Origin of the sequence: Lutibacter sp. (assembly GCF_016342705.1) — a bacterium.
Classification (GTDB): Bacteria; Bacteroidota; Bacteroidia; order Flavobacteriales; family Flavobacteriaceae; genus Lutibacter.
Genome location: NZ_JAEINV010000007.1, coordinates 197,760 through 218,380, shown reverse-complemented (window position 1 = coordinate 218,380; position 20,621 = coordinate 197,760). Strand labels below are relative to the sequence as shown.

The 20,621-nt window shown below is 27.3% G+C and carries 19 protein-coding genes, 1 other RNA gene and 1 pseudogene; 8 read left to right on the top strand and 13 right to left on the bottom strand.

Features of this window, described 5'->3' with window-relative positions; genetic code table 11:
- Positions 1–81: 81 nt before the first annotated feature.
- Together aroQ and JEY78_RS08965 are read right to left on the bottom strand one after the other, a co-directional pair.
- Positions 82–495: a type II 3-dehydroquinate dehydratase gene (aroQ, locus tag JEY78_RS08970; protein WP_291849799.1), complete on the bottom strand. Its 414-nt coding sequence runs from the start codon at positions 493–495 to the stop codon at positions 82–84.
- A gap of 58 nt (positions 496–553) precedes the next feature.
- Complete coding sequence (locus JEY78_RS08965) at positions 554–1,111, bottom strand: porin family protein (protein WP_291849797.1); 558 nt, start codon at positions 1,109–1,111, stop codon at positions 554–556.
- A gap of 100 nt (positions 1,112–1,211) precedes the next feature.
- Here JEY78_RS08965 and xerD point away from each other — a divergent pair, with 100 nt between their 5' ends.
- Positions 1,212–2,108, top strand: a complete 897-nt coding sequence (gene xerD, locus JEY78_RS08960) for a site-specific tyrosine recombinase XerD (RefSeq protein ID WP_291849794.1) — start codon at positions 1,212–1,214, stop codon at positions 2,106–2,108.
- Between the two features lie 79 nt (positions 2,109–2,187).
- Here xerD and rny read toward each other — a convergent pair whose 3' ends face one another.
- From rny to JEY78_RS08940, 4 genes are all read right to left on the bottom strand, one after another.
- Entirely contained in the window at positions 2,188–3,756 is a 1,569-nt protein-coding gene (gene rny, locus JEY78_RS08955; protein WP_291849791.1) for a ribonuclease Y, read from the bottom strand.
- A gap of 50 nt (positions 3,757–3,806) precedes the next feature.
- Positions 3,807–3,914: non-coding RNA, 6S RNA (gene ssrS, locus JEY78_RS08950), on the bottom strand.
- 53 nt (positions 3,915–3,967) lie between these two features.
- Positions 3,968–4,264, bottom strand: a complete 297-nt coding sequence (locus JEY78_RS08945; RefSeq protein ID WP_291849788.1) for a cell division protein ZapA — start codon at positions 4,262–4,264, stop codon at positions 3,968–3,970.
- A 13-nt stretch (positions 4,265–4,277) separates the two neighbouring features.
- A complete protein-coding gene (locus tag JEY78_RS08940) occupies positions 4,278–4,568 on the bottom strand; it encodes a hypothetical protein (RefSeq protein WP_291849785.1) in 291 nt (96 codons plus the stop codon).
- A 164-nt stretch (positions 4,569–4,732) separates the two neighbouring features.
- Between JEY78_RS08940 and JEY78_RS08935 the strand changes: the two genes are divergently transcribed.
- Positions 4,733–6,445, top strand: a complete 1,713-nt coding sequence (locus tag JEY78_RS08935) for a M23 family metallopeptidase (RefSeq protein WP_291849782.1) — start codon at positions 4,733–4,735, stop codon at positions 6,443–6,445.
- A 3-nt stretch (positions 6,446–6,448) separates the two neighbouring features.
- Positions 6,449–8,899, top strand: a complete 2,451-nt coding sequence (locus JEY78_RS08930) for a TonB-dependent receptor (protein ID WP_291849779.1) — start codon at positions 6,449–6,451, stop codon at positions 8,897–8,899.
- Here JEY78_RS08930 and bcp read toward each other — a convergent pair whose 3' ends face one another.
- The 6 genes and pseudogenes from bcp to JEY78_RS15785 form a co-directional block, all read right to left on the bottom strand.
- Complete coding sequence (gene bcp / locus JEY78_RS08925) at positions 8,900–9,352, bottom strand: thioredoxin-dependent thiol peroxidase (RefSeq protein WP_291849777.1); 453 nt, start codon at positions 9,350–9,352, stop codon at positions 8,900–8,902. It abuts the gene before it with no gap.
- A gap of 154 nt (positions 9,353–9,506) precedes the next feature.
- On the bottom strand, positions 9,507–9,692 hold the full coding sequence (locus JEY78_RS08920; RefSeq protein ID WP_291849774.1) for a hypothetical protein: 186 nt from the start codon (positions 9,690–9,692) through the stop codon (positions 9,507–9,509).
- A gap of 67 nt (positions 9,693–9,759) precedes the next feature.
- Complete coding sequence (locus JEY78_RS08915) at positions 9,760–10,854, bottom strand: DUF5700 domain-containing putative Zn-dependent protease (protein WP_291849771.1); 1,095 nt, start codon at positions 10,852–10,854, stop codon at positions 9,760–9,762.
- A gap of 147 nt (positions 10,855–11,001) precedes the next feature.
- Positions 11,002–12,375, bottom strand: coding sequence for a TlpA disulfide reductase family protein (locus tag JEY78_RS08910; protein ID WP_291849768.1), 1,374 nt, complete (start codon positions 12,373–12,375; stop codon positions 11,002–11,004).
- A 41-nt stretch (positions 12,376–12,416) separates the two neighbouring features.
- Positions 12,417–13,043 (bottom strand): TlpA disulfide reductase family protein, encoded by a 627-nt coding sequence (locus JEY78_RS08905; protein ID WP_291849764.1) that lies wholly within the window; start codon positions 13,041–13,043, stop codon positions 12,417–12,419.
- Between the two features lie 189 nt (positions 13,044–13,232).
- Positions 13,233–13,454, bottom strand: a pseudogene (locus JEY78_RS15785) (DUF4369 domain-containing protein); the annotation flags it as partial.
- 217 nt (positions 13,455–13,671) lie between these two features.
- On the opposite strand from JEY78_RS15785, the gene nth reads away from it, so the two are divergent.
- A complete protein-coding gene (nth, locus tag JEY78_RS08900) occupies positions 13,672–14,319 on the top strand; it encodes an endonuclease III (protein WP_291849761.1) in 648 nt (215 codons plus the stop codon).
- Positions 14,320–14,382: 63 nt separating this feature from the next.
- Positions 14,383–14,538 carry a hypothetical protein gene (locus JEY78_RS08895; protein ID WP_291849759.1) on the top strand — a complete coding sequence of 52 codons (156 nt, stop codon included), beginning with the start codon at positions 14,383–14,385 and terminating at the stop codon, positions 14,536–14,538.
- On the opposite strand, the gene JEY78_RS08890 is transcribed toward JEY78_RS08895, so the two are convergent.
- Positions 14,533–16,440, bottom strand: a complete 1,908-nt coding sequence (locus JEY78_RS08890) for a S9 family peptidase (RefSeq protein ID WP_291849756.1) — start codon at positions 16,438–16,440, stop codon at positions 14,533–14,535. The genes JEY78_RS08895 and JEY78_RS08890 overlap by 6 nt on opposite strands.
- Before the next feature lie 521 nt (positions 16,441–16,961).
- Here JEY78_RS08890 and JEY78_RS08885 point away from each other — a divergent pair.
- The 3 genes from JEY78_RS08885 to JEY78_RS08875 all read left to right on the top strand — a co-directional run bounded on the left by JEY78_RS08885 (position 16,962) and on the right by JEY78_RS08875 (position 20,529).
- Positions 16,962–18,005, top strand: coding sequence for a HAMP domain-containing sensor histidine kinase (locus JEY78_RS08885; protein WP_291849753.1), 1,044 nt, complete (start codon positions 16,962–16,964; stop codon positions 18,003–18,005).
- Positions 18,006–18,352: 347 nt separating this feature from the next.
- The gene (locus tag JEY78_RS08880; protein ID WP_291849750.1) at positions 18,353–19,126 is read left to right on the top strand and encodes a LexA family transcriptional regulator; all 774 of its coding nucleotides are present in this window, start codon (positions 18,353–18,355) and stop codon (positions 19,124–19,126) included.
- Positions 19,126–20,529: an exonuclease domain-containing protein gene (locus JEY78_RS08875; RefSeq protein WP_291849747.1), complete on the top strand. Its 1,404-nt coding sequence runs from the start codon at positions 19,126–19,128 to the stop codon at positions 20,527–20,529. The genes JEY78_RS08880 and JEY78_RS08875 overlap by 1 nt, the downstream gene beginning before the upstream one ends.
- Positions 20,530–20,621: the final 92 nt, after the last annotated feature.

The following is a 20,621-nucleotide window of genomic DNA, read 5'->3' as shown; positions in this document are numbered from 1 at the left end:
CGCTTCTTAAGCGGTTTCTCTGAATAATACATAATAAGTTGATTTTGTGTCAACTTATTTTAGGACGGGACAGTTTTGCACTTATAAAAAACTCTTTAAAGCTAGCTCATAACTTTGCAATCCAAATCCCGCTATTACACCTTTTGCATTTGGTGCAATAAATGAAATATGTCTAAAATCTTCTCTTGAATGCACATTAGATATATGAACTTCAATAACTGGAGTTTCAATTCCTTTAATAGCATCGCCAATTGCTACCGACGTATGCGTATAAGCTCCCGCATTTAAAATAATTCCATCAAAACTAAAACCAACTTCATGTAGTTTATTTATCAATTCTCCTTCAACATTACTTTGAAAATAATGTAACTCAATAGTTGAATATTTCTCTTTTAAAGTATTAAAAAATTCTTCAAAAGTTAAACTACCATATATTGCTGGTTCTCTTTTTCCTAAAAGGTTTAAATTTGGTCCGTTTAATATACAAATTTTCATAAAATAATTTCTAAATGTCTTTTTTCAAAAGTAAAACAATTCTTTCTGATATGTTTCTTTAATTATCAAATTTATAAGCCAATCCTATTTGAATAAAATTTAATTTTTTATAGGAATTATAGCCATAGTCTATATATTTAGAAAGTGCCAAATTATACCGTGCATCAAGTGATAAATTTTCAGAAATTAGAAAACTCGCCCCCAAATCAGCTGCTAAAATAAACTTTTTATAGTTATCATTTTTAATATTTGTATTACTTACTTTTAATAAAAACTGTGATTCTGGCCCTCCATAAATTTCAAACTTATTACCCAATTTATATTTTAGTAAAATTGGAATATGCAATAAACTAATATTGTCATTTACCAAATTATCGGTAGAAGAATAATTAATTTCTGGTTGAATAGAAAAATCTACAGTTTTAATAAACTCCATAAATACACCTAAAAAAAAGCCAGTTTTATTGGCTGTAGACGATGTTTCATCTAACTTTGAATGGATTCCCATCATATTTACACCCGCTTTAATTCCAAATTGGTTTAAACTTTGTGCATTTAAAAATTCAGCATTTAATGCTAAACCCATTATCAGTAAACTTAAAATATATTTTTTCATAATTTTTTAAAATTTTGTTCAACTAATATACTTAAAATCAATAAAAGTATCCCACTAAATTATTTTAAACAAAAAACAATTTTAACCATATATTTACATTATGAAATGGTTAGATATTTTAAACGATTACCAGTTTTACTTAAAAATTGAAAAAGGGTTAGCTAAAAACTCCATAGAAAGTTATGCCCGAGATGTAAAAAAGTTAATCTTATATTTAGAAGAAAATAACCTATCCGTTTCCCCTATTTTAATAAATAATGATGATATTCAGGAATTTATTTATACCGCTTCAAAATCAATTAATGCGCGTTCACAGTCGCGATTAATTTCAGGATTACGAAACTTTTTTGATTATTTAGTTTTTGAAGATTATAGAAAAGAAAATCCGATGGATTTAATTGAGTCGCCAAAAATTGGAAGAAAATTACCTGACACCCTTTCTTTAGAAGAAATTGATATTTTAATACATGCCATTGATTTAAGTGAACCGCAAGGCGAAAGAAACAGAACTATTTTAGAAACACTTTATAGTTGTGGTTTGCGAGTTTCTGAACTTATAAATTTAAAGCTGTCTGATTTATTTTTTGAAGAAGGTTTTATTCGTGTTTTAGGAAAAGGAAACAAAGAACGATTTGTTCCTATAAATACACAAACCCAAAAATACATTCTATTTTACATCAATGCTATTCGTGTTCATTTAAATATTCAAAAAAAATATGAAGACACTATTTTTTTAAACCGAAGAGGAAAAAATTTAACAAGAGTTATGATTTTTACAATTATAAAAAATTTAGCCATAAAAGTAGGAATAAAAAAGAAAATTAGTCCACATACTTTTAGACATTCTTTTGCAACTCATTTATTAGAGCGTGGCGCTGATTTAAGAGCTATACAACAAATGTTAGGACACGAAAGCATTACCACTACCGAAATTTATATGCATTTAGATAAAAGCTTTTTAAAAGATGTATTAAATACTTTTCACCCGAGAAAATAAATCTAAACAAGAAGTTTTAAACAAAAAAAATCTCACTAAAGTGAGATTTTTCAATTTAATTTATTTTAACAATAAATTGCTATTTAGCAATATTTACCGCTCGTGTTTCTCTAATTACCGTTACACGAACCTGACCTGGATACGTCATATCATTTTGAATTTTTTGAGAGATGCTAAAAGAAAGTTCTCCTGCTTTAGAATCGCTTACTTTTTCGCTTTCTACAATAACACGTAGTTCTCTACCTGCTTGTATTGCGTATGCTTTTTGAACTCCTGTAAATCCAAAAGCAATATCTTCTAAATCTTTTAAACGTTGAATGTAAGAATCTAATATTTGACGACGCGCACCTGGTCTAGCTCCAGAAATAGCATCACATACTTGCACAATTGGTGCAATTAAATATTTCATTTCAATTTCATCATGGTGAGCTCCAATGGCATTACAAACTTCTGCATTCTCATTATATTTTTCAGCCCATTGCATTCCTAATAATGCGTGAGGTAATTCACTTTCTGTTTCAGGAACTTTACCTATATCGTGCAATAAACCAGCACGTTTAGCAAGTTTCGCATTTAAACCTAACTCAGCAGCCATAATTCCACAAAGGTTTGCCACTTCACGTGAGTGTTGTAATAAGTTCTGTCCATAAGATGAACGGTATTTCATACGTCCAATAGTTTTAATTAATTCAGGATGTAATCCGTGAATTCCTAAATCTATTACGGTACGTTTACCAATTTCAATAATTTCTTGTTGAATTTGTTTTTCTGTCTTTTTTACAACTTCTTCAATTCTAGCTGGGTGAATACGCCCGTCAGTCACTAAATTATGTAATGATAAACGTGCAATTTCTCTTCTAACAGGATCAAAACAAGATAAAATAATTGCTTCTGGAGTGTCGTCTACAATAATTTCAACACCTGTTTCGGCTTCTAAAGCACGAATATTACGTCCTTCTCTACCAATAATTCTACCCTTCACATCATCAGATTCAATATTAAATACTGAAACACAATTTTCTACAGTTTGCTCTACTCCAACACGTTGAATAGTATTTAAAATAACCTTACGAGCTTCTTGTTGTGCTGTTAATTTAGATTCTTCTATTGTTTCTTGAATAAAAGCCATAGCATCAGATTTAGCTTCTTCTTTTAATGAAGTTACTAACTCTTTTTTAGCATCATCAGCAGACAAACCAGAAATTACTTCTAAATTTTCTACTTGTTTTCTATGCAATTTATCTATTTCATCTGTTCTGCGCTCTAAATATTCAATTTTAGCATCATAATCTAAAATTTTAGCTTCAATTTCATTATTCAGCTTTTTGTTTTTATCTAACTCTTGAGATACTATAGATTCTTTATCTCTAATGCGTTTTTCAGTATCAGCCATTTTTTTATCACGGCCAATAATTACTTTCTCATGTTCAGATTTTAGCTCAATAAATTTTTCTTTGGCTTGTAATATTTTATCTTTTTTAATGGCCTCAGCTTCAATTTTAGCCTCTTTTATAATGGTTAAAGCTTCCTTTTTAGTATTTTTTATAATTTGGGTGGCTTTGGTTTTTTCTAAAACTTTAGCTACTATATAACCTATTGTTAACCCTATTGCGATACCTATAATAATCGGTACTATGTAATTATCCATAATTTTTGAAATGTATATATATAAAAAAACCTACATCAGTGAGGTATTGTAAACTCCTTATATACAAGTTTAGGACTAACAAACTGGTTGAGGATCCGCTCTAAGACGGCATGCTCTTACAATTTAGACTCATCCTTTATAAAGATCTAATGTTGAGTTTAACAAACAATTACTAATGTAGGCAGTATTATTAATTAATATTTTAAAGAACTTATTTTGCTAAATGCTCATCAATTACAGCATTTAATTTATTTAATTTTTCTGTTGCTTCATTTAAATCAACCTCTTTTGTAATGGCATTTATTTCTAAAAGTGATGCAAATTGTAATGCACACATGGCTAAAACATCCTGTTTATCACTTACTGAGTAATTCTTTTCAAATTTGGTAACCAAGTCATTAATTTTTTTTGCTGCTTTTCTCATACCTTCTTCTTCATGTGCACTATTCACTTTAATAGGATACACTCTACCAGCAATGGTTACTTTTATTTTTAAAGCTTCTGTCATTTCTTAAAAGATCTTATTCACTTAATTGAACTATACAAGCATCAATTTCACGAATTAAAGCGTTTATTTTGAGTTTTGTTTCTCTTGAATCTTCTTTACTGCCCTCAATAGTTTTAGCAATCTTTAATAATTGATATTGTTTTTCAATTTCATTAAAATTTTGCTTTTCTTTAACAATTTGAGTTTCTAATCCTGCTATTTTCTTGTACAATAACTCATTTTCTTCTTTTAAAAAAGTGTAATTTTCTAAAAGAATTTTGAGTTTATCTTCAACTAAATTAACAACTTGTGTTATACTACTCATTTGGCTAAAGTAACTAAACTATTAAATACAAAGTTAGCATTAGTATATTAATATTACAACTGTTTTTATTCATTTTATAAAAAAGTAATGATTTATTTTATAAATGCTTGAATATTTCATAATTAACAACTATTAATTTTATTATTTTAGCCAAAACAATTTTTGTGAAAAAAATAATCTTTATATCATTTTTAATTTACGCTTCTTTTTGCTTTTCGCAAGGGGATATTTCAATAAACAATTCGTATCCAACCAATTACTTTTCAAATCCAATGGATATCCCATTAGTTTTATCGGGTACATTTGGAGAATTAAGGTCTAACCATTTTCATTCAGGTATTGATATAAAGACAAAACAACGTGAAGGAATAGAAGTTTTTTCGAGTGCTGAAGGTTATATTTCAAGAATAAAAGTATCTCTTTGGGGATTTGGAAAAGCAATTTATATTACGCACCCAAATGGTTATACAACGGTGTATGCACACTTGCAAAAATTTAGTGATAGAATTGAAAACTATATTAAAAAAGAGCAGTATAAAATAGAAAATTTTGAAGTAGAAGTGTATCCTTCAAAAGATGAATTACCAGTTTCTAAAAAAGAACTTATTGCGTATAGTGGGCGAACAGGTGGATTTATGGGACCGCACTTACACTTTGAAATAAGAGATTCAAAAACAGAAAGAACCATTAACCCTTTCTTTTTTGGAATAAGCATTAGCGACTCAAAAAAACCAACTTTAAATACCGTAATTGGGTATTCTTTAGATAGTGTTTCACAAATAAACCAAATTAATGAACCAACTCAACTAACCTTAGTGAAAGATGCCAACGGTAATTTAATTGCCAATAAAATTTATGCTTACGGTAAAATTGGTTTTGGTATAAATGCTTATGATCAGTTAGATGATGCTACAAATAAAAATGGAATATATAGCTTAGAGCTATTTGTAAACGGACAAAAAGTTCATGAATTTAAAGCGGATGAATTTGCTTTTTACGAATCAAATCTTATTAACATTTTAATTGATTACAAACGATATCAACTGTTAAACCAACGAATTCAAAAATGTTTTAATCAACATAAAAATAATTTGAGCTTAACCAAAAACTCTTTAAATAATGGAATAGTAACTATAGAAGATGGTTTAAATTATACTATTGAAATAGTTGCAAAAGATTTTAAAGGGAATGAACAAAAAATAACCATTCCTATTACGGGTAAAAAAGAAAATATTATTGCAAAAAAACAAGAAACTGCTACTCCATATAAAATTAAAAGTGAAGAGTTTAATGAGTTTACAAATGAATTTGCCAAAGTAGCTTTTCCTAAAAATACTTTTTTTAATGACTTTTATTTGAATTTTGAAGTAAAAAATAATATCGTAAAAGTGCATACTCCTATTGTTCCATTAGCAAATAATTATACCCTTACTTTTGATGTTTCAAAATATAGCGAAGCAGAAAAAAATCAATTATATATTGCTTCCATTTCAGAAAAAGGAAGGAAAAGTTATGAAACAACCATTAAAAAAAGTAACACTTTTTATACTTCAATTAAAAAGTTAGGTGAATTTACATTACTTACTGATTATGAAAAGCCTATAATATCATTGTATAATTTTAAAAATGATCAATGGTTATCTAACCATAACAATATAAAGGTTAAAATATTAGATAGAGAAACAGGGGTAAAATCTTTTAGATGTGAAATTGATGGTAAATGGATTTTAATGGAATATGATGTTACCACCGGACTTTTAACGTATGATTTTAAAGATATAACCTACACCGAAGCAAAACATAATCTTAAAATTGTTGTGATAGATAATGTTGGAAATTTAAGCACTTTAGAAGCTACATTCTACAGAAAAAAATAAAACATGTTTAAAAAGATCACCCCTATTTTAGTATTCCTTTTCACATTTATTTTAAATGCCCAAAATGGTGTTATAAAAGGTGTTATAAAAAACACCAATAAAGAACCAATAGAAGGTGTTGCCGTTTCTTACCTAAATAATGGAACCATCTCCGATATGAATGGTGAATATAGCCTAAAGGTTCCTACTGAAATAGAAATAGCTGTAATTTTTAGTCACGTTTCTTATAAAACTCTTCAAAAAAATATTAAAATTCCAAAAAACAAAACTTTTAGATATTACCCCATTTTAGAAATTAAGGTAGAAGAAATTGATGAAGTTATTGTAAAAGATTATAAAAGAAATGCTCAGGGAACCATAAAAATAAATCCTGCTGATGTAATTAAAATTCCGGGAGCAAACCAAGGAATTGAAAATATTTTAATGACGCTTCCCGGCGTAAATAACAATAATGAATTAAGTACTCAATACAATGTGAGAGGTGGTAATTTTGATGAAAACCTAGTGTATGTAAATGGAATTGAAGTATATAGACCATTTTTAATAAGATCTGGGCAACAAGAAGGATTAAGTTTTGTAAATCCAAATTTAGTGCATGATATTAAATTTTCTGCTGGTGGATTTCAAGCAAAATATGGCGATAAACTTTCTTCTGTTTTAGATATTACCTACAAAACTCCAACAGAATTTGCTGCGTCTGTAAATGCCAGTTTGTTAGGCGGAAATATCTCATTAGAAGGCACCATGTTAAACAATAAATTAAAAGCGTTGTTAGGTGTTAGATATAGAGATAATAGCTTGTTTATTAACAGTAAAGACATTAAAACAAACTCAAATCCTAATTTTACCGATGCTCAAACATATTTGTCCTATGAAGTAAATTCTAAATTAAATATTGATTTTTTAGGTAATTTTTCGTTAAATAATTACAACTATACACCAACAACCAGAAGAACAAAATTTGGAACAATTTCGGATCCTTTAGAACTTATTGTATTTTATAATGGACAAGAAAAAGATAAATTTAAAACGGTTTTTGGCGCTCTAAAAGGAAGTTATAAAGTAAATTCTAACTTAAATTTAAATTTAGTAACATCTACATATCACACTATTGAAGAAGAATATTACGATATTTTGGCAAGCTATAATATTGGTGAAGTAAATAACGATTTTGGTTCTGATAATTTTGGTGATGTAGAATTTTCTGAAGGAATTGGCTCACAATTAAATCACTCCAGAAATGATTTAGATGCGTTAATTGTAAATTCTGAATTTAGCGGTTCCTTCAAAAAAAATGATTATCAAATAGATTTTGGTATAAAATTTCAAAACGAAGATATAAAAGATAGAATTAAAGAATGGGAAGTTATAGATTCTTTAGGTTTTAGCGTTAGACCTCCGTTAACGGTTTCTAACAATCAACCTTACGAGCCTTTTACTGGAGAATTAACGCCCTATCAAACAACAAATACACAAAATCACATAACTATAGACAGATTGGTTTATTACGCTCAATACAGTAAAAAAACCAATTGGAATAACCATAAAATATGGTACAACTTTGGTGGCCGCGCACATAATTGGAACGTAAATGGTACTGATATTGAAACTTCCAATCAGATAATTTACAGTTTACGGGGGCAATTTTCAATAAAACCAGCTTGGAAAAAAGATATGTTGTTTAGAATTTCTGGTGGAATGTACAACCAACCTCCTTTTTATAAAGAATTGAGAAATTTTAAAGGTGAAATTGTTTCGGATGTTAAAACTCAAAAATCGTTACAAGTAGTTTTTGGTAATGATTATAGCTTTAAATTATGGGAACGTCCTTTTAAATTGGTTTCAGAAATATATTACAAAAACCTAACAAATATCAACTCATACACAGTTGATAATGTTAAAGTTAGATATGTAGCGGACAACAATGCAAAAGGGTACGCTACAGGCTTAGATCTTCGTTTAAATGGTGAATTTGTTCCTGGAACAGAAAGCTGGATTAGTTTGGGATTTTTAAAAACCGAAGAAAATTACAATAATCAAGGATATATTGCGCGTCCAACCGACCAGCGTTTTAAGTTTGCAATGTTATTTCAAGATTATGTACCAAATATTCCAAATATTAAAATGTATTTAAATTTGGTTTTCAATTCTGGTTTACCTGGCGGATCTCCATCGTACACAAATTCATACGATTACCAAAACCGATTAAATTCTTATAAAAGAGCCGATATTGGAATTTCATATGTATTTAAAGACGCACAACATACTAACAACTCCGGTTTGTTTAAAAATTTCAAAGAATTTTCTGCCGGAATTGAGATTTTTAATATGTTTGATGTGCAAAACTCTATTACAAATACTTGGGTGCGCGATGTCTATTCAAAACGCTTTTACGGCATTCCAAATTATATGACTCAACGTGTTTTTAATATAAAATTTGATGCTAAGTTTTAATTAACCTAAAATTTGAGCGGTATGCTCTTTTGTTTTCACTTTTGAAATTACTTCTTCAATAATTCCTTGTTCATTAATAATAAACGTAAATCTATGAATTCCGTCAAATTCTCGTCCCATAAACTTTTTTAGTCCCCAAACACCAAAAGCATTAATTACAATTTTATCTTCATCAGCCAATAAAGGAAATGGCAATTCATTTTTTGCAATAAAATTTTGTTGTCGTTTAGCAGAATCAGCACTTACTCCTAAAACGTCATAACCTTTAGCTAAAAAAGTATGATAATTATCTCTTAAATTACAAGCTTCCATGGTACAACCTGGCGTACTAGCTTTTGGGTAAAAAAACAACACTAGTTTTTTTCCTTTATAATCTGAAAGTTTTATTGTGTTTCCATCTTGGTCTAATGCTTCAAAATTTGGTGCCTTATCTCCTACTTTTAATGTATTCATGATTAATTTTTTAAATTTATGTTTTAATATAACGAAAATTGTGAATTTTATAACGCATTCTCTATATTTTTTAATTCCTTTTAATCCTTAGTTCCCACCAGTTTTTTAATAGTGTATCATATTTAGTTTCATCAGGTTTAAAGAAGATAACATTTTAATTGCTAACTTCAATTGTATCTATTGTAGTCTTTTTTAAATCTTCATTTAATTCTTCAGGATCTATAACGACTATGGAATCATTTTGGATTGGACTATCAATAAACTCTTTCTCTTTATTTTGCTTATCAGATTTACAGCTAAATAATGTAATTGTTAAAATCAGAAATAATATATTTTTCATAGAATTGTTTTTTAATTGCAAGTAATGGTATAGTTCATAAAAAGTTACGAATTTGAAATCGCAATTTTTAATGTAGTAACATTTTTTTATTCTCTATCCATTCTAATTCAAGTTTCTTAAGATAATTCATTGTTACATCAGAAAAAACATAATATTTTTTTGGATTTTGTTTTGAAGCTTCATTGTACATCTGAATAAAAATAAAAGGATTACTCAAACATTTTAAGATTCCCTTTTTACCATATTCACTCTCAATAAGATGTGCCATATATAATCCATTGGGATGTCCTCCAAAAGGAAATAAATTAATAATTTTTCTCCCATTAAAATTAAATATTGATTCATCATCAACAATCTCTAGGATTAAAGAATCCATTTTTTGAAAACGATTTTTTGATTCATTATAATATTTACAATATTCTTTTTCATCATCACTTTTACCTTCTTTTATTAGAATATCATTTTTATCTATTAAATCTGCAATTCCTTCAAGGCTTAATTTGTGAATACTGTATATTAAATCTGGATATTTATCCACCTTTTTTAATTTAGAAAAATATTTTATTACATAAAGATGATGTAATTCATGTCCTAAAAGTTTATCAAAGTCATTTCCAAGTTTATAAGCACTTAGAAGGTCGATAAGAATAAGATTTTCTTCTGCAATAGTTTGTGAATCGGGCTTAATTAAAGTAAAAGCAATTAGTATGTTATCATTTTGTGATTTAGATATTTTAGGCAGATATTTAAATGCTTGAATATTTCCTTTATTAATAATATTGGATGCTTTTAAATTTTGAATAAATCTTTCTAATTCTATTTTTTTTTGCTTTGCTTCATTTAAATACCTAATGATATAAAAACTAAAACTAGCATTCTCATTATTTTTTAATCTATTTTGAAGAGAATCTTGCAGGTTTGGGAGATAAACTAAATTATAATATTTATTATAGGTGTCTTGATAAGCATTTTGGTTACTATAATAATTATAACCTGGGGAATTCCATATTTCCATTAATTCTGAATATGACAACTCTTTTCCCCCTTCAATATTTTGCATTTTTTTCCAATAAATTTGCAATCCTTCATCTGATACCTTTTGACCAAAAGAGGCTTTTAAACCTAAAAGAAAAATACAAAATAGAGTAAATATTATTTTCATAAATTTAATGCTTTTCATTGGTAATAGTATATGAAAAATTGCAAGTTTGAAAACGCAATTTTCCTTGTTTAAAATTAATTTATTTTTGTTATAAATTTCTCTTTTATTGATTTAAGCAATTTTTTATATGAATTGCTGTAATCCATATTATAAATTTTCCAATATTTTTTCTTTCAGTTTCGGATCTGAGGGTTTATAAGCATTTGCATCAATTATTCTTCCTGTTTTATCAATTAGTATATATCTTGGAACAGTTTTCAATTGATATTCTTTAAAAAAAGAAATATCAGCATCTGGTGCAAAAAGCTGAATTCCAAAAAGTTCTTTTTCTTGTACAAATTTTTCAAATCTTTCTTTTTTGTCTCTTACACAAATACTTACAAAATAGATATCCTCATCTCTAAATTCTTTTTCAATTATTTTTAAAGAAGGAATTTCTTGTATGCAAGGAAAACACCAAGTTCCCCAAATATCAACATAAACTAATTTACCTCTCAAACTTTCAAGAGTAACTAAATGGTTATTAATATCATATAACTCAAAAGTTGGAGATACAATTCCTTTAGATATTTTTTTAAGGTTTAAATAATTGGTATTTATATCATCTCGAAATTCTTGATTTTTTACTATTAACATGAATTTAGTATACACACTATCTAATTCTTTAGTTTGGCTAATCCCTTGATTTACATGCTCATAAATCAATTTATCTTTTATAATCTGACTTTTAATTTCATCATCTATAATTTGTAAATATTCTAAATTAATATTTTGGAATCCAATATTTAAATGATGTTTGTTAGATAAAGTTAAAAGAATTGAAACTAAATATTTTGGGTGTGGTAACATTTTTTCATTTGAAATATCATAATTTAAAAATGGATTTGGAAAATCTTTTGAAACACTTAAACTTTTATCCCCAATAAATTCTCCTTTCCATTTAGAATAGCTATCAATAAACTGACTGTTTTCAAATTTTAAAGAAAAGGATTCAAAATATTTGAAATCACTATCTAGCTTAATATAGCTATTTAAAAAATTTGTTTTTTCACTATTAATGGAGTCAGATAATTTTAAAAAATCCTTTTCATTAAGACTCATGTAATATTTATAATTTATTACTGGCTTTAATTTTATATTATTCTTTTCTTTCTCTTGCAAATAATTGTTTTCTTCACTTCCATTTCCTTCAAATGATATTGAGAATCCATCATCATTTGAAAATATGTTAGTCTTTAAATTATATGATGGTTTTAAAAATAATAATTTTGGCGACGTTTTAAAATCTCCCAAATAGTAATAACCTTTTGCAATAAACAATGTATCAATGAAAGTTAAGTCGTTTGAAAGATGAATTGTTTGGATAGGCTTAAAATCTTTATCATATATCATTAGACTATCAATATTTACATCTTCAATTTTGCCAGAAATAATAACATAGTCTATTCCTTTTTTGACATTTTTTGAAAAATTAACTAATAATATAGCTAGAAATATTAGTAATAAGCTTTTTAATTTCATGGAATTTATTTTTTATTGCAGAAATATTTTTTTTTAAATTTCTATTCAACTTCTTTTAAAAGTTCTTCTAATTCAACTAATGAAATATTCTTTTTTAGAATAATACCTTCTTTATTTAAAAGGTAGTTTGTTGGAAAAGAATTTACTCCTAATCCTGTAGTTTTTACTCCATTTTCATCTAATAAATTTAACCAAGGTATAGTATGTTTTTCCATTACTTTATACCAATTATCAATATTTTTAGTTTTATCCGTTGAAATACTAATAATTTTTAATTGATTTGAATTATACTCTGCATGTAACTTCTTCAATTTTGGAAATTGCGCAATACAAGGGCCACAATAGCTAAACCAAAAATCAATGAGAGTATAGTTCGGACTTGAATTTTTCTTAGTAATAAATTCAACTTCCTTTAACCCTTTATTTTTCAATTTTATTTTGGGAAAATAACTGCCTATTTTCAATGTTTTCGCATTAGTAATATTATTTTCAAAGACTTTAGCAACTTCTGATTGTTTTATTTTAACGGAAAGATTATTGTATGCATTTTCAAGCTCCTCATTATATCCATTATAACTAATACTTATGGCGATTTCCCAAAAACCTACATATGAATTTGGGTAGTCTTTAATAAAATTTGTAATTGTTAAATATGATTGCTCATTCAATTTTTTTCTAGCATTAAATGCAAATTTTTCAATGGAATCTTTCGAAAAATTAGGGCTTTGAATTTTCTCGAATTCAGCTTTAAATTCGTTTAAGGCTAATGCTCTTCTTTCTTTTAAAATTAATTCTTCATTTAGAATTGTTGAATTTTTATAGATTATTTTCGGAGAAACATTGTAATATAAACTATCAATTATTATTTGTTGATTTTCGGGTTCTAATAAAAAACGAAAAGTTCTTGTTTTATCAGTTTCAATATAAAATGGTAATGGAATTGCGTTTTTTTTACTTATTTTAAATTCAAATTCCCCGTCTTTTACAACAGCAATATCTTTAATTACATTATTTAGATAATATTCACTATCAATTGCCTTTTTTAAATAAATAGTTCCTTTAAAATTTTCTATTTTTCCTTTTACAGAGTAGTAGTTGTTCTATTTAACTTCTTTGCAACCATTAATTATTATAATTAATACAATTGCATATATTATCTTATTCATAGATTTTTAATCAAATAGCATATTATATCAAATATACTAAGTGTAAAACAATAAAACTAATTACATTTTTTATATATTTTAAAACCTTTTTAAACTTTGTATATTTACAACATTATACCTTAAAATTAATATGACAAAAAAAGAAAAAGTTCAATTTGTAATTGATACACTTGAAAATTTATATCCTGAAGTTCCAATTCCGTTAGATCATAAAGATCCGTACACTTTGTTAATTGCGGTTTTATTGTCTGCTCAAAGCACCGATAAAGGTGTGAATAAAATTACGCCCATTTTATTTGCAAAGGCGGACAATCCGTATGATATGATACATCTTTCTGTTGAAGAAATTAGAGAAATAATAAAACCTGTTGGTTTATCACCTATGAAAGCAAAAGGAATTTATGGGTTGTCAAAAATTTTAATTGAAAAACACCACGGAAAAGTTCCTCAAAACTTTAAAGATTTAGAAGAATTACCAGCAGTTGGACATAAAACTGCTAGCGTTGTTATGAGCCAAGCTTTTGGTGTTCCTGCATTTCCTGTGGATACACACATTCAACGTTTAATGTATCGATGGAATTTAAGCAATGGTAAAAATGTTGTACAAACGGAAAAAGATGCGAAGCGTTTATTTCCCAAAGAATTATGGAATAAATTGCATTTGCAAATCATTTTTTACGGACGTGAATATTCTCCCGCCAGAAGTTGGAATATTGAAAACGATATTATTACCAAAACTATTGGTAGAAAATCGGTTTTAAACGACCTTAAAAGCTAATTACGTTTCCTAAACTTGAATAGTGTAACTTTGCAACTTAAAATGTATTCAAAAAAAATATAGATGGCTAAAAAAGGACGCGCAAAAAATACTGAAAACAAAGCATTACACTCAAAACTTATAAATCGAAAAAAAGATAAGTTACGAGAAGCTAAACTTGCTCACAAAGCGCGTTTAAAAGCTATTATTAAAAAATCTAAGGAAAGTACTAATTTATAAGGTTTCCTTTAACCATTTAAAAAATTCGCGTTGCCAAACTAAACTGTTTTGAGGATCTAAAACCCAATGATTTTCTTCTGGAAAATACAATAACTTGCTTTTAATTCCTTTTAACTGCGCTGCCTGAAAAGCTTCTAAACCTTGCCCAACTGGCACTCTATAATCTTTTCCTCCTTGAATAATTAAAATTGGCGTTGTCCATTTATCCACATAATTAACCGGATTAAATTTCTCAAAAGATTGTTGAGCTGCAGCATTTGATGTATCCCAATAATTACCACCTAAATCCCAATTTACAAAAAACAATTCTTCTGTTGTTCCGTACATACTGCGTAAATTAAACATGCCATCGTGTGCTATAAAACTTTTAAATCTTCCTTCGTGCATTCCTGCCAAATAAAATACCGAATAACCTCCATAACTCGCTCCTACAGCTCCTAGTCTATCAGTATCTACATACGATTCTTTTGAAATATCATCAATTGCAGACAAATAATCTTGCATATTTTGTCCGCCATAATCTTTACTAATTTGTTCATTCCATTCCACTCCAAAACCACTCATTCCTCTTCTGCTAGGAGCAACAATAATATATCCGTTTGCAGCCATTAATTGATAATTCCATCTAAAAGAATATGATTGACTTAACGGACCTTGCGGACCACCTTTACAATATAAAATTGTTGGATATTTTTTTGAAGGATCAAAATTTGGAGGATAAATTACCCAAGTTAACATATCTTTTCCATCCGTAGTTTTTACCATTCTTTTTTCAACAGTACTTAAATCAAGACCCTTATAAATTTCATCATTTTCATGAGTAAGCTGGTTCATTTTACCAGTTTTTAAATCTACAGAATATAACTCAATTGCGTGATTCATATCTCTTCTACTCACCACCATTGTATTATTAACTTGCCCTACAATTCCACTTACATCAAACTGACCTTCAGTGAGTTGTTTTGGTTTGCTTATTTTTTTTGTTGAAGTAGGAATGGTAATTTCAAATAACTGCATAGTTCCAAAAGTTGGAGCAATAAAGTAAATTTTTTCACCTTTGTCTTGCCAAATAAAACTATCAACAGTTTCATCCCAATTGGCTGTTAAATTAACCGATTCATTATTAATTTTTACAATAATATCATTTTTATCCGCTTCGTAACCATCTCTTTTCATTTGTAACCAAGCCAATTGTCCTTTTGAAGAAAAAGAAGGTTGCATATCATACCCTTTGTTTTCTTCAGTTAAGTTTTTGGTTATTTTTGATTCTAAATTATATTCGTAAATATCTGTATTTGTACTTATTGCATATTCAGTTCCTTTAAGCTTTTTTGCAACATATAAAATGTTTTTACTATCAGGACTCCAAATATAATCTTCTGATCCTCCAAATGGTTTTGTTGGACTATCATAAGGTTCATTTGGCATAATATCAATAAGTTCCGCGTTTTCATTTCCGGTTGATTTAAACATAATATGACTAAAAGTTCCATTTTCCCATGTATCCCAATGCCTGTAGTTTAGTGCATCATAAATTTGAACATTAGATTTTGGTACATCATTATAAAAATCTAATCCTGCAATATTTTGAAGTTTTACTTCAGAAGTTGAAATGATATGTGCTCCATTTGGAGATACATTTTTATCTGAAATTAATGATTTGTAGTCTTTTAAAATTGTTGCTTTTCCTCCTTCAATGGGTATTGAATAAAAAACTGTGTTGGAACCACTTAAATCATTATTGTATTTAGATACTGAGTAAACAATACTTTTCCCATCTTTTGAAATACCTTTTGCTGAAACTTTATTTAATTGTAATAAAATTTCTGGCGTCATTACATTTTGAGCAGTTACATAAAAACATGAAGATATAAACAGAACACTTATAATAAACTTATACATATTAATTAGTTGTTTTTTTTAACAATTAACAAATTTAGTATTTTATTTTAATTAATATTTAAATAGTCCTTTTCATTGGTCAACTGAAACAATTGTTACAAACTAAATCCAAAAAAACATAAATTTAAGTACTAATTAGTATTTTTTAATTTTTAATTTTACTAAATTGCTATCATTAGATTTATTGCATCATGAATATAGATGTTAAAACTTTATTTTACATTTTCTCCCTCGGAAATTATTTGATTATTTTTTTCTTATCCGTATATGTTATTTTTTACAAAGTAAAAAATCCAATTTTAACCATTTTCATTATATCAAAATTATTGTATGCAATATTGTGGATTTTATTTGCATTAAGAGGCAATATTTCGTGGTTTTATAGCATATTAATAGCTAATGTTTTTTTAATTTTTGCTGTATTTTTGGATCTTTATTGTATCCTTAAGGCCAACCAAAAATTTAATAATAATCTATTTAAATATTACAGTATAATACCTATTGTATTTTCACTCATTTTTATGCTTTTTAGTAAATCTTCTGAAGTAAATAGAATAGTAATAATATCTGTTTTTATTTCTTTTCTTTATATATCTGGAGGTTTAATGTTGTTTTTCAAAAAGAATAAAACAAAAATTCAAGAGTTGGTAAGTTTCTTATGTGTATTCATTGGTGCAACATTTGTTTACAGAAGTATTTGGGCTTATTTGAAAGAAGCTCTTGAAGCGTTAAATTTTGATAATCACGTTCAAATAATATCTTATTTATTTCTTGTGGTTGGTTCATTCTCGTTTCCTATGATTTTATTATTAATTTTAAAAGAAGTTGAAGAAAAAGAAATTAAAATTAACAACAAAACATTAAAACTTTTAAACAGAAATAAAACGAAATTTTTTTCAATTATAGCACACGATTTAAAAGGTCCATTGGGCACTTACAACCAAATGATTGAGATGCTTATAGATCGGCATAAAGAAATGCCTTCGGATAAAATGGAAGAATTTTTAAAGAAATTACAAAACAGTTCTAAACAAACATTTAATTTACTAGAAAACTTATTACAATGGTCTCGTTCCGAATCTGGAACAATTAAAATTAAACCTAAACAACTTAAATTAAATGAAATTATTAATTCCGTTCAATTATTAATGAAACATAGTGTTGAAATTAAAAATTTAAATGTTTCTGTAAAAATTGGAGAAGATGAAACGGTTTATTGCGATCATAATATGATTATGACTGTCTTTAGAAATTTAATATCTAATGCAATAAAATTTACGCCCAATAATGGACAAATAACTATTACATCAAAAAATATTAAAGAAAATAATATTGAAATTTGTATTGAAGATACTGGTGTTGGAATTGCTTCTAAAAATTTAAAGGCTATTTTTGATATTGACACTGAAACAAGTACAAAAGGCACAAATAATGAATCTGGAACAGGTCTTGGTCTAAAATTAGCTAAAGAATTTTTAGAGAAAAATAATGGAAGTATAAAAATAGAAAGTACAGAAACTACTGGAACTAAAGTTTTTATACAACTTCCAAAGCATAAACTATAGTCTCTTATAAAATTAAAATGCTAATAGCGCATTAATTTTCATTGGTTTGCTATAATTTTTTTATATTAAAAAAATTATAAGTAATTTTACTTTATAAGTTTAATGTTAACATTTAAAATTTTAAACAATGGCAAAAAGTCAAGATGCTAAAAAAAATGTAAAAAAAGAGCCTCTTAAAACTGCTAAAGAAAAAAAGGCAGCCAAAAGAGATAAAAAATCTAAATACGATTAATTTCAAAATCCCTGTTCAAAAAGCAGGGATTTATTTTTAAATATATTTTAATATTTCATAAAATAATTCTATATTGCTCATTATTTTAGCAAAACAAGTTTACAAATTTAGCTGTATGAATTATTTATCAAACAACATTAAGCACTTACGTACTTTAAAAGAACAAACCCAAGAGCAATTTGCTCATAATCTAAATGTTTCTCGCTCAAGAATTAGTTCTTACGAAGAAAATAGAGCCGTTCCCCCTATTGATTTTTTAAGTGAACTCTCTAATTATTTTGGAATTAGCATTGATATGTTAGTGAAAAATGATTTAACCAAAGTTAAAGACGTAACCTTATTAAAAATTGGTACTGATCGTCTTTTGTTTCCAATTACTATTAATGATCAAGATGAAGAAATGATTGAAATTGTTCCAATAGAAGCTTCTGCTGGTTATTTACGTGGCTATTCAGATCCCGAATATATAGAGCACTTAGCTAAAATAAAACTACCATTTTTACCTACAGGAACACATAGAGCATTTCCAATAAAAGGAGATTCTATGCTACCCGTAAAAAGTGGTTCTTATATTGTTGCTCGGTTTATTGAAAGTATTAGCCAACTTAAAAATGGAAAAACATACATTATTCTCACATTAAATGACGGCATAGTTTACAAACGTGTTTTTGATAAAATTGAAGAACATAATATGCTCCTTTTAGTTTCGGATAACAGCAAGTACGATCCTTATTATGTACCTGCAAATGAAGTTCTTGAATTATGGGAATTTACCTGCAGCATTAATACACAGGAATATGACGAGCACGAATTAAAAATTAGTAGTATTGCCACTATGCTTAATCAATTAGGCGTTGAACTAAAAGCCTTAGAGAAATCTTTAAAATAATGTACTCAATAATAGATATAGAAACCACAGGACATAGTTCAAAAATTACAGAAATCTCTATTTTTATTCATAATGGTAAAAAAGTGATTGATGAATATACAACGCTTGTAAATCCGCAATGTAGTATTCCTCCGTTTATTACCAATTTAACTGGAATAAACAATCAAATGGTTGCCAATGCTCCAAAATTTTTTGAAATAGCAAAAAAAATTGAAGAATTTACTAAAGACACCATTTTTGTAGCGCACAATGTAAATTTTGATTACAATATTATTCAACAGGAATTTAAAGATTTAAGTTTCAGTTTTAAACGTAAAAAACTGTGTACCATACGTTTGTCCAGAAAATTAATTCCGGGTTTAAAATCATACAGTTTAGGTGCTTTATGCACTTCACAACATATTGAAATAAAAGACCGACATAGGGCAAAAGGAGATGCCGAAGCCACTGCTATTTTATTTAAAAAACTCCTTGATTTAGATGAAAATGAAACAGTTTTTAATTCATTTTTAAATCCGCGCTCCAAACAAGCAACGCTCCCTCCAATGTTATCTAAAAAAGTATTTGATGCCTTGCCAACTTCAACTGGTATTTACTATTTTAAAAATAATAAAGATGAAATTATTTATGTTGGAAAAGCAAATAATATAAAACAACGAGTAGCAAGCCATTTTTACGATAAATCAAAAAAAGAAGTCACCATGTGCTTAGAAACTTCAAATATAACTTTTGAAGAAACTGGCAGTGAATTAATTGCCTTATTATTAGAATCTTCTGAAATAAAAAAAAGATACCCTAAATTTAACCGAGCACAACGAAGAACTAACGAAAGTGTTGGTATTTTTAGTTATGAAGATAGAAATGGAATAATGCATATTGCTTCCAATAAACTGAAATTAATTTCAAATCCAATTCAAAAATTTTATTCAGAAACAGAATGCAGAATTTTTTTAGAAAAATTATGCGAAACTTTTGAACTTTGCCCAAAATATTGCCATTTACAAACCAATGTAAGCACTTGTTTTCATTACCAAATTAAGCAATGCAAAGGAGTTTGCAGAGATGAAGAAGAAATTTCATCATATAATAAAAGAGTGAACAAAGCCTTAAATTCCATTCAATTCAAAAATAAAAATTTTGTAATTAAAGAAAGCGGAAGAACTAAAAAGGAAACTGCTTACGTACTAGTTTTAAACGGTATTTATAAAGGATTTGGTTTTACTAAGGATGCTGATAAATTAACTTCTGCCAACGATTATTTAACTATTATTTCTCCACAAAAAGATAATAGTGATATTCATAGAATTTTAAAACCGTATATAAATAATGAGGGAAATTCTATTGAATACTTAGAAAATGAAATTAATATTGACTCCTTTCAACTTTTTCCAACATTATTTTAATTAATTTTGAATTTATTAAAAATTCATCAAATAAAATAAATACATCAATTTTTTACATAATTTTGATAAAAATTAAATTAAAATTCATATTA